The organism is Paracoccus sp. (in: a-proteobacteria) (assembly GCF_030538695.1).
In the GTDB taxonomy this organism is placed as follows: domain Bacteria; phylum Pseudomonadota; class Alphaproteobacteria; order Rhodobacterales; family Rhodobacteraceae; genus Paracoccus.
In genome coordinates this window covers 112,855-123,193 of the sequence record NZ_JAUNTN010000008.1, presented here as the reverse complement: position 1 = coordinate 123,193, position 10,339 = coordinate 112,855, and the positions used below count along the sequence as shown (strand labels likewise).

The 10,339-nt window shown below is 61.2% G+C and carries 10 protein-coding genes, 1 tRNA gene and 1 riboswitch; of the genes, 2 read left to right on the top strand and 9 right to left on the bottom strand.

What is annotated here, in order from left to right; all coding sequences use genetic code 11:
• Positions 1–17 precede the first annotated feature (17 nt).
• Positions 18–440, bottom strand: a complete 423-nt coding sequence (locus Q4G24_RS06110; RefSeq protein ID WP_303365623.1) for a calcium-binding protein — start codon at positions 438–440, stop codon at positions 18–20.
• 293 nt (positions 441–733) lie between these two features.
• On the opposite strand from Q4G24_RS06110, the gene Q4G24_RS06105 reads away from it, so the two are divergent.
• Complete coding sequence (locus Q4G24_RS06105) at positions 734–1,654, top strand: hypothetical protein (protein WP_303365622.1); 921 nt, start codon at positions 734–736, stop codon at positions 1,652–1,654.
• On the opposite strand, the gene Q4G24_RS06100 is transcribed toward Q4G24_RS06105, so the two are convergent.
• Positions 1,647–2,243, bottom strand: coding sequence for a glutathione S-transferase family protein (locus tag Q4G24_RS06100; protein ID WP_303365621.1), 597 nt, complete (start codon positions 2,241–2,243; stop codon positions 1,647–1,649). The two genes, Q4G24_RS06105 and Q4G24_RS06100, sit on opposite strands and share 8 nt — an antisense overlap.
• Before the next feature lie 97 nt (positions 2,244–2,340).
• On the opposite strand from Q4G24_RS06100, the gene Q4G24_RS06095 reads away from it, so the two are divergent.
• A complete protein-coding gene (locus Q4G24_RS06095; protein ID WP_303365620.1) occupies positions 2,341–3,582 on the top strand; it encodes an MFS transporter in 1,242 nt (413 codons plus the stop codon).
• On the opposite strand, the gene Q4G24_RS06090 is transcribed toward Q4G24_RS06095, so the two are convergent.
• The 7 genes from Q4G24_RS06090 to Q4G24_RS06060 form a co-directional block, all read right to left on the bottom strand.
• On the bottom strand, positions 3,579–4,658 hold the full coding sequence (locus tag Q4G24_RS06090; protein WP_303365619.1) for a hypothetical protein: 1,080 nt from the start codon (positions 4,656–4,658) through the stop codon (positions 3,579–3,581). The genes Q4G24_RS06095 and Q4G24_RS06090 overlap by 4 nt on opposite strands.
• Positions 4,659–4,734: 76 nt before the next feature.
• Positions 4,735–4,810: transfer RNA gene (locus tag Q4G24_RS06085), tRNA-Ala, on the bottom strand.
• Between the two features lie 35 nt (positions 4,811–4,845).
• Positions 4,846–5,289 carry a co-chaperone YbbN gene (locus tag Q4G24_RS06080; protein WP_303365618.1) on the bottom strand — a complete coding sequence of 148 codons (444 nt, stop codon included), beginning with the start codon at positions 5,287–5,289 and terminating at the stop codon, positions 4,846–4,848.
• 52 nt (positions 5,290–5,341) lie between these two features.
• The gene (gcvP, locus tag Q4G24_RS06075; protein WP_303365617.1) at positions 5,342–8,167 is read right to left on the bottom strand and encodes an aminomethyl-transferring glycine dehydrogenase; all 2,826 of its coding nucleotides are present in this window, start codon (positions 8,165–8,167) and stop codon (positions 5,342–5,344) included.
• Between the two features lie 70 nt (positions 8,168–8,237).
• Positions 8,238–8,597 (bottom strand): glycine cleavage system protein GcvH, encoded by a 360-nt coding sequence (gene gcvH, locus Q4G24_RS06070; RefSeq protein WP_303365616.1) that lies wholly within the window; start codon positions 8,595–8,597, stop codon positions 8,238–8,240.
• A gap of 10 nt (positions 8,598–8,607) precedes the next feature.
• Positions 8,608–9,729: a glycine cleavage system aminomethyltransferase GcvT gene (gene gcvT / locus Q4G24_RS06065; RefSeq protein WP_303365615.1), complete on the bottom strand. Its 1,122-nt coding sequence runs from the start codon at positions 9,727–9,729 to the stop codon at positions 8,608–8,610.
• A 135-nt stretch (positions 9,730–9,864) separates the two neighbouring features.
• Positions 9,865–9,955: riboswitch (glycine riboswitch) on the bottom strand.
• Between the two features lie 55 nt (positions 9,956–10,010).
• Positions 10,011–10,322: a hypothetical protein gene (locus tag Q4G24_RS06060; protein WP_303365614.1), complete on the bottom strand. Its 312-nt coding sequence runs from the start codon at positions 10,320–10,322 to the stop codon at positions 10,011–10,013.
• Positions 10,323–10,339: the final 17 nt, after the last annotated feature.

Below are 10,339 nucleotides of genomic sequence, written 5' to 3'. Positions count from 1 at the left end.
TCGCGGTTGAGCAGACTCTACATTAAAGTGAGGGATCTTTCGGGGGGCAGGTCATGAATAACTACCTTCCAACCTGACTGAATATGGATTTTTTCAACATTCGTAACTTCACCTATTTTCACAAAAAGAATATCCGCAACATTCCTGCCAGAAGATTCGATATACAATGTGTCAACACCATCCCCGCCATTTATATTGTCACCAGATAAATAAATGTAATCAGGCTGGTCATTGACGACAATCGTATCATTTCCAGCATCCCCATAAATAACATCGCGCCCAAGACCGCCGTAAATACGATCATTGCCGCCTCCGCCCATCAAAGTATCGCTACCTCCAAGGCCATATATAGTATCATTTCCGGCCCCTCCAGAAATAAAATCCACCGACTCCGTTCCCAAAAGATTGTCCGGCCCCGGACCTCCATGAATAGGGTTCATAGCATCCTCCATTTAGATAAAATTTTAACTAAAAACCACTCAAGCATGTGTTGACGCACCTGTCAATCACCTTCTGCGTGTGCTATGCTGATCACCACAATCAAACATCAACGGGAGAGAACATCATGCACATCACCTCGGCAACAACGGCCCTACACTTGCTGACAAACCGCAAAGCAGACACCCTACCAGGTGCGGGAATCCAAAACATAGCAGCAGAGCATTCCGCGTAACCGAACGCCCCCATGCAAAGTGGATACTTATCGATTCGGTCCAACAACGGCACCGACGTGATGACCAAAATATACAACGACAACGGAGAAGCCATCACTATATTTCACAAGGTAAGCGATGGTCTGAATATCACAATAGACAGTAATGGGAGAGTATCTTACAGTTTTGGCAACAGTCGTCGAGAAACCGCTGCACATAAACTGCGGATGAAACAGGCCGCCTCAGCTCTGCAGCGTATTCAAGAAACTTATGAGGGTCTTGCAAACGGCACCATAAGCCCTCTTGATAAAGAGCGCCATGCGGCAGCCATTCGCAGTCAGAACGACTATTACCAAGACATTCGCATGAAATTCACCGGAATATTTGAAAGCTCATGGCGCACATATCTGCGTCAGGACGCCCCAAAATCTGAGGTCACGTTTCTGACCCGTCAAGATGCGATGGCAACGGCCTATCATTTTGCAGAACGTCTTGCCGATTACGGAAAAATGGTTGCAAAAGATGCCGCCACTATTCAGGCGAATCGGGATACGCTTCTGGATTCCTCGGGACAGCTTTACGGACTGACAAAAAATGGTCAGGTCTCGGAAAACCCTGATGAGTTTCGCAAATCCTACAGCATGGGAACATCCTCGATGATCCACAGCATGAAAACAATGGAGGGTGCAGCAGCATCTCTTGCCCAATATTTCGGATTTGACTCCCGATCCGTTACGCTACCCGCCTATGACGGTGATTTTCAGGGTTTCAGCGTTGCAACGGCCCAATACGGAAAGATCCTTGATGTCGCGGCAGACGGGACCATGACCTTTTATGATGCCAATGGCACGGCCTATTCCGCCAAGGAATACAATGACCAGAACATCGACGATGGCATCCCGGCATTGCACAACGCGCTTATCCGTCAGGCCGACAAAGAATCGGCATTGGCAGAATACAACAAAGCCCGCGAAGAACGGCGGCTATCAAGGCTCAACTGACACCGCCGCCAATGGCCCGCTGAAAGGCGGGCCGTTTTCGCATATGATCCAGATATTCGCTCAGCCGCTGTTCCACAATTGGAAACCGCGCCCGCAAAGCCCAATCCAGACAATGCGTCAGAATAATATCTGGCACCGTCATTTTATCACCCATCAAGAACGGCCCTTCGCCCATCCGGTGAACCAGAGTGTGCTGGCTGCGCTCAAACTCCCACCGCAGGGTGTTTTTAATCCCGGCCATGCGTAAATCTTTAGGCAAAATAAATGTGTGGCGGGCGGCGGTCCAGATATTCGCATCAAACTCATCCAGCAGGAATTGCGTCAAGCTGTCCTGGCGCGCCCGGTCCAGCGTCCCTGCCACATGGGTCAGCGCCCCGTGGCGATCCGCCAGATAGGTCAGGATCGCGGTCGAATCCGTCACCGGCGTGCCATCAACGATCAGCACCGGAACCTTGCCCGCCGGATTAAAGGCGACCACCCCTTCGGACCAAGGCGCGGCCGGAATATGATTATAGGGCTGGCCCAATTCTTCCAGCATCCAGATCACCCGCAAGGCGCGGGTCTCTGTCGTTCCGATCAGTTGATACATGACCTCCTCCTTTTCCGGCAGGATAATCAAAGGCGGCAGATTGACAATCTGTCGCAGCAGGTGCCTTCTGACCGAACGCATTTTCGCAAGGCCCGCCATGACCCAACGCGCCAACCTGTTCACCCCGGTTCTGATCGGCAGCGCCATGATCCTGCTGATCGGCTTTGCCATCCGTGCCAGCTTTGGCGTGTTCCAGATCCCGATTGCCAATGAGTTCAACTGGCCGCGGGCCGAGTTTTCGCTGGCCATCGCCATTCAGAACCTCGCATGGGGGATCGGCCAGCCGCTTTTCGGTATGATCGCGGAGAAATGGGGCGACCGGCTGGCGATCCTGTTGGGCGCGGTCATGTATGCGGCGGGGCTGGTGATGGCGGCAATGGCAACCTCGCCACTTGGCCAGCAGCTTACTGAAATCATTGTTGGTTTTGGCATCGCGGGCACCGGGTTCGGGGTCATTCTGGCGGTCGTCGGCCGCGCCGCCAGCGATGAAAACCGCAGCCTTGTGCTTGGCATTACCACCGCCGCAGGGTCGGCCGGTCAGGTTATCGGCGCCCCCGTGGCCGAACTGTTGATGGGCTGGTTCCCCTGGCAAACCGTGTTCATGATTTTCGCGGCAACAATCCTCGCGGCGATGGCCTTTCTGCCGCTTCTGGATGATCGTAAACCCGGCGCGGGCGCTGCCGTGAACGATGAGCCGATGGGTGCAGTGCTGCGCCGCGCCTTTTCCGACCCAAGTTATATTATGATTTTCCTTGGATTTTTCTCTTGCGGCTATCAACTGGCTTTCATCACCGCGCATTTCCCCGCAATGGTGACAGAGGTTTGCGGCCCGATTGACCCAAGCGGTATTCTGGCCGGACTTGGCATCACCACGACATCGGCGCTTGGGGCAATTGCAATTGCGGTTATCGGCGTGGCCAATATCGGCGGCACGATTCTGGCAGGCTGGCTGGGCAAGCGGCATACCAAGAAATACCTTCTGGCCGGGATATACACGCTGCGCACCGTGGTCGCGGCGGCCTTTATTCTGAACCCGATTACCCCTGCAACCGTATTGCTGTTTTCCGGGGCCATGGGGGCCTTGTGGCTGGCGACGGTGCCGCTGACCTCGGGGCTGGTGGCGCAGCTTTACGGGCTGCGCTATATGGGGACGCTTTACGGCTTCGTGTTCCTGTCGCACCAGATCGGCGGGTTTCTTGGCGTCTGGCTGGGCGGCAAACTCTATGACATTTACGGCGACTATACACTGGTCTGGTGGGTCGGCGTGGGCGTCGGGGCGTTTTCCGCCATTATCCACCTGCCGATCCGTGAACCCCGCGTTGGTGCGGCTGCGGCCTAAAGCCCCGCCGCATCAAACCGTGCATCCCAGTCGTTTTCCTGCCCGAAATCCTGGTCGGGCTGGCGCGGCCCGATCTGCGCCATCGCCTGCGCCAGCACTTGCACCGGATCGCCCAGCAGATAAACGCCGGGAGCATCGCCGCGCAAAGCCATCTCTCCGAACGCCGTCGAGATCACCGGAATCCGCAGCGCCCGGTATTCGTAATATTTGATCGGATCGACCGAAGCCGTCAGCGGGTTCAGCAGGAACGGGATCAGCCCGATGTCGAAACGCGCCATCTCAGCCATGGCGCGGTCATGCGGGCAAGGCGGGTGCAATGTGACATTGCCGGGCAAGGGACCGGGTGCGGGCTGGAATACCGGCCCGATCAGGCGGAACTCGGCCTGTGGGGCTGCCTCGGCCAGCGCGGTCAGGCTGGCCCAATCAAACCACGCAGCCAACGTCCCCAGATAGCCGATCACGGGGCGCGTCCCCGGCGCGATCTGCGGCAGCCCTGTCATCGCGGACCAGTCCAGCCCGTTCGGCACCAGCCGCACATCGCCATGCCGCATCCGCCACGCCTGCGCCAAGCGGGTGCTGCTGGCCATAATCACATCCGCCGCCGCAGCCACCGTCTGTTCCCGCCGCCTCATCATCCGGCGCGAAAAGCCACGGTAAAACACCGGAAAATCGTCCATCGCATCATAGACGCAGGGCAAATCCGGCAGCATCGCCCGCAGCTGCGCCGCCAGAACCGAGGGCTTCCCGATCACCAGCATCGCGTCACTTTGCGCCAAGCCACGCAGCCGATCCAACACCCCACGCCACAACCGGCCGTTTACCAGACCCGAACCGGGCAGCGGCTCGACCGGCAAAGCACGCGGCGACAGCAGCACCAGCCAATCAGGCCGCGGCGCAGGCACCCGGTCGCCCGGCCCGGTCAGGCGGCGAAAATCACTGATCTGCGGCAGCCGCGTCGGATAGGGCTGCACCCAAAACACCCGCCCGCCGTGGCGGCGCTGGAACCACTGCACAAACTTATGCGGGCGCTGCGCAAAGCTGTCCCACGGCACCGGCGACAGATAGATCAGGTCCATAGGCATTTTCCCTTTGGCATAGCAAAGGCATAAAGCCCCACCACCCGCTATTCAGCAACACGCAAAACAGGAAATCTGGTGGAGCCGAGGGGAATCGAACCCCTGGCCTCGTCATTGCGAACGACGCGCTCTACCAACTGAGCTACGGCCCCATCGGCGGATTATCTGGACCTGTCACGGCCAGATGTCAAGCGGGTTTACGCGGGTCGTTTTGCCCCACCCAATCCACGAGCGCCTGCGCAGGGCGCGCACCAGCCAGCCGCGCCCGTTCGCGGCCATCCCGAAACAGGATAAAGGCCGGGATGCCCCGGATATTGAACCGCACGGTCGAATCGGGGTGGCTTTGCGTGTCGATCTTGGCCAGTCGCACCCGGCCTTTCAGCAGGCTGGCAGCCTTTTCAAACTCGGGCGCCATCGCGCGGCAGGGACCGCACCACGGTGCCCAGAAATCCACCAGCAGCGGCAGATCATCGTTCCGGGTCGCTTTTTCCAACACTGACAAATCAACCGCACGCGGCTTGGTCGGCAACAGCGCCGCCCCGCACGTGCCGCATTTCGCCTGCGCCACACGATCCGCAGGCACGCGGTTCACCTGCGCACAATCCAGACAGGTCAGTTTCAGATTGCTCATGGCGGGCCTCATATATTCACTGTCAGGGATATGAGGCCCGGCCTGCGCGTTATCAACCCTCGGCGTAGCTTTCCAGCGGCGGGCAGGTGCAGATCAGGTTGCGGTCGCCATAGGCGTTGTCCACGCGCCCGACCGGCGGCCAGTATTTATCCACCCGGAACGCGCCGGGCGGAAAACAGCCCTGCTCGCGGCTATAGGCGCGGTCCCAGTCACCGACCAGATCCTCGACCGTATGCGGGGCGTGGCGCAGGGGGCTGGCCTCGGCCTCGATCCGGCCATCGGCCACGTCCTGAATCTCGGCCCGGATCGCCAGCAGCGCGGTGATAAAGCGGTCAATCTCGGCCTTGGTTTCCGATTCCGTAGGCTCCACCATCAGCGTGCCAGCCACCGGCCAGCTCATCGTCGGGGCATGGAAACCGTTGTCAACCAAACGCTTGGCAATATCGTCAACGGTCACGCCATGTTCCGCAAAGGGCCGCGTGTCCAGAATACATTCATGCGCGACACGGCCACGATTGCCCATGAACAGGATCGGGTAAGCATTGCTTAACCGGCTGGCGATATAGTTGGCGTTGAGAATCGCCACCCGAGTCGCCTGCGTCAGCCCCTTGCCCCCCATCATCATGATATAGGCCCATGAAATCAGCAAGATAGACGCAGACCCAAACGGCGCCGCCGAAACCGCGCCCTCGCCCCCCTCGGCCGGGTTGCCGGGCAGGAAGGGGGCCAGATGCGCCTTGACCCCGATCGGCCCCATGCCCGGACCGCCGCCGCCATGGGGGATGGCAAAGGTCTTGTGCAGGTTCAGGTGGCTGACATCACCACCGATCTGGCCCGGCTGCACCAGCCCGACCAGCGCATTCATATTCGCGCCGTCGATATAGACCTGCCCGCCGTGGTCATGGGTGATCTGGCAGACCTCGCGCACGGTATCCTCGAACACGCCATGGGTCGAGGGATAGGTGATCATCACCGCCGCCAGCCGGTCGCCCGCCTGCGTCGCCTTGTCGCGGAAATCCTCCAGATCAATGTCGCCATTGGGGGCGGATTTCACCACCACGACCTTCATCCCGCACATCTGCGCACTTGCCGGGTTGGTGCCATGCGCGGAAACCGGGATCAGGCAGACATCACGATCCTCACCCCGCGCCCGGTGATAGGCGGCGATGGTCAAAAGCCCGGCATATTCGCCCTGCGCGCCGCTGTTGGGCTGCATGGAAAAGGCGTCATAGCCGGTAATCGCACACAGCTTTTCGGTCAGATCCGCGATCACCTCGGCATAGCCCTGCGCCTGATCGGCGGGCGCGAACGGGTGCAGCGCCCCGAACTCGGGCCAGGTAATCGGCATCATCTCGGCGGCGGCATTCAGCTTCATCGTGCAGGACCCCAGCGGGATCATCGCCCGATCCAGCGCCAGATCGCGGTCGGACAGGCGCCGCATATAGCGCATCATCTCGGATTCCGCGCGGTTCATCTGGAACACCGGATGCGTCAGATAATCACTGTCGCGCAACAGGTTATCAGGAATCGCAGAACTGGAGGCCGGTTCCGCCAGATCAGTGATCCCAAAGGCATCCAGCAGCCGCGCGATCACACCCGCGTCCGTCGTCTCATCCACGCTGATCCCCACGCGGTCGCGCCCGACCCGGCGCAGGTTCAGGCCACGGTGTCGGGCAGCGGCCATGATCCCCTGCTGACCCACGCCCACCCGCACGGTGATCGTGTCGAAAAACGCATCCGGCGCGACATCCGCCCCCGCCGCCCGCAGCGCATTGGCCACGGTTACAGCATTCAGATGCACCCGCTGCGCAATCGCCCGCAGCCCTTTCGGCCCATGAAACACCGCGTAGAACGAAGCCATCACCGCCAGCAGCGCCTGCGCCGTGCAGACGTTCGACGTGGCCTTTTCGCGGCGGATATGCTGTTCCCGCGTTTGCAACGACAGGCGGTAAGCCTTGTTGCCGCGCGCGTCGATGCTGACGCCCACGATGCGCCCCGGCATCGCGCGCTTCATCTCGTCCCGGCAGGCCATAAAGGCCGCATGCGGCCCGCCATAGCCCATCGGCACGCCGAAACGTTGCGCGGAACCCACGGCAATATCGGCCCCCATCGCGCCGGGATCACGCAGCAGACACAGCGCCAGCAGGTCCGTCGCCACGATAACCACCGCCCCCGCCGCGTGCAGCGCCGCAATATCGGCGCTGAAATCGCGGATATGGCCATAGGTGCCGGGATATTGGAAAATCGCCCCGAACACCTGCGCCGGATCATAGTCGCCGCCCCGGATCACCTGAATCCCGAGGGGCGCGGCACGGGTCTCGATCACGGCGATGGTCTGCGGATGCAGGTCATCGGCCACATAAAACCCGCGCGCCCTGGATTTCGCCACCCGCTGCGCCATCGCCATCGCCTCGGCCGCCGCCGTTGCCTCATCCAGCAGGCTGGCGTTGGCGACCGGCAGGCCGGTCAGGTCGGCCACCATGGTCTGATAGTTCAGCAGCGCCTCCAGTCGGCCCTGCGCAATTTCGGGCTGATAGGGGGTGTAGGCCGTATACCACGCCGGATTCTCAAGGATATTACGCTGGATCGCGGGGGGCGTGACGGTGCCGTAATACCCCTGCCCGATCAGGCTGGTCATCACCCGGTTCTTTGCCGCCACCTCGCGCATCCGGGCCAGCAAACCGGCCTCGGACAAAGGTTCCCAATCCAGCGCCTGCTCCTGCCGGATCGCCTGCGGCACGGTCTGCGCGATCAGCGCATCCAGATCCTCGGCGCCGACGGCGGCCAGCATCTCCTCCATCTCGGTCGGGCTGGGACCGATATGGCGGCGGTTGGCGAAATCATCGGGGTTATAGTCTGTCGGCTGCCACTTGCTCATCGCGCCTCGCATCTTCTGCCTGAAAATATCCTCCGGGGGTCCGGGGGTGGAAAACCCCCGGCCTTCGGGATCAGCCGATCAGCGCATTATACGCCGCTTCATCCATGAAACCGTCCAGATCGACCCCACCCGCAGGCTTGATGCGGAAAAACCATGCGGCCATCGGATCGGCGTTCACGTCGCCCGGCGCATCCGCCAGCGCATCATTCACCGCCGTAATCACGCCCGCCACCGGGGCCACGATGTCGGATGCCGCCTTGACCGATTCGATCACCACGATTTCCTCGCCCGCCGCGACCTCGCGGCCGGTCTCGGGCAGTTCGATGAACACCACATCGCCAAGCTGTTCGCTGGCGTGACGGGTGATGCCGACCACGATTTCCTCGCCCTCGGCACGCAGCCATTCATGGTCTTCGGTATATTTCAGCATGGGTCGCTCCTCAGCGTTTATAGGATGGGGTGATGAAGGGCAGGTCAGAAACCACGACCGGCACGCGCTTGCCGCGCAGTTCGGCCCAGACGGTTGTTCCCGCCGCCAGATCCGACGGCAGCAGGGCCATCGCCACCGGCCCGCCGACCGTCGGGCCGAAGCCGCCGGAACAGACCGCGCCGACCTGCCGCCCGCCGGTCTCGGTGTCGAAAAGCATCACGCCCTCACGGATCGGGGCGCGGCCCTCGGGGCGCAGGCCCATGCGGATGCGGGCCGGGCCTTCGGCCAGTTCTGCCAGAATCGCCGCAGCACCGGGGAAGCCCCCCGCCCGCGCACCACCCTGACGGCGGATTTTCTGGATCGACCAGCCCACGCCCGCCTCGGCGGGTGAAGTGTCGATGCTCATGTCATGGCCGTATAGCGGCATCCCGGCCTCCAGCCGCAGGCTGTCGCGGGCGCCAAGACCGATCGGGGCCACCCGCTGATCCGCCAGCAAAGCACGCGCGAAATCGACAGCCTGCGCGGCGGGGACGGAAATCTCGAACCCGTCCTCGCCGGTATAGCCCGAGCGGCTGATCCACAGTTCCGCCCCGTTCCAGACGGCATTGCGCACATCCATGAAACGCATCGCCGCCACATCCGGCAACAGCGCGGCCAGCACGGATTCCGCATCCGGCCCTTGCAGCGCCAGCAGGGCGCGGTCGGTCACGGGCTGAACGCTGACGCCCGCAAGCCCTTGCAGATGCGCAATATCCTGATCGGCGCAGGCCGCGTTCACCACCAGAAACAGATGATCGCCCTTGTTGGCGACCATCAGATCATCCAGCACCCCGCCCTCGTCATCGGTAAAAACGCCGTAACGCTGCCGTCCCTCGGCCAGCCCGGCCAGATCGGCGGGGATCAGGCTTTCCAGCACCAGCGCCGCATCTGCCGCCCGGCCCGAGGGCGCGCGCAGGATCACCTGCCCCATATGGCTGACATCGAACAGCCCGGCATGGGCGCGGGTATGCAGATGTTCCCCCAGCACCCCCATCGGGTATTGCACCGGCATATCCCAGCCGGCAAAAGGCACCATCTTGCCGCCCAATTCCACATGCAGATCATAAAGCGGCGTGCGCTTCAGCGTATCCATAGGCCATCCCTCCCCGCCGGTTGCCCGGCTTGTTGCGCGCATTGATCCGCGCCGGATGCCCCCTCTGTCCTTGCCCTTGCGGGCGCCTGAGATCGTTATCCCTTCGGCGGGCGCAGGCGCCACTCTCCAGAGTTTTGACGGAACACGGTCTTTTCGCCTGAGAGTTTACCGGGGCGGTTGCTCCTTCGGCCCCGGCACGGCTGCCGGTGTCTCCCGAGTTCCAAGAATTGCGTAGCCGCCCGGTGAGCATCTGGCAAGAGTAAAGCTGCCGGGCGGGCGGATCATTTCCGCAAGTTCTGCTCCAACAGATTGTTTATCCGCAGAGTGTTCCGGTATATGCCAAAGAAAAGATAGAGTTGCCCGGCCATAACAATCGTAGCGACGCCCCCAAGGCACAGCACCACAAGGCCAATCAACACGCTGCCACCGGCATAGGCCGGCGCGAACATGAAGCCCCCCGCGGCCACCAGCACAATCAGCAGCATCAGCGCCACCAGAACAGAAATCAGGCGTTCCGCCCACAGAATAAAGAAATCACGCATCATCACATCCAGAACAGGCGCGGGATCGCCCGCGCCTGTCCCATATACCACCCAACCCTTACCAAAAG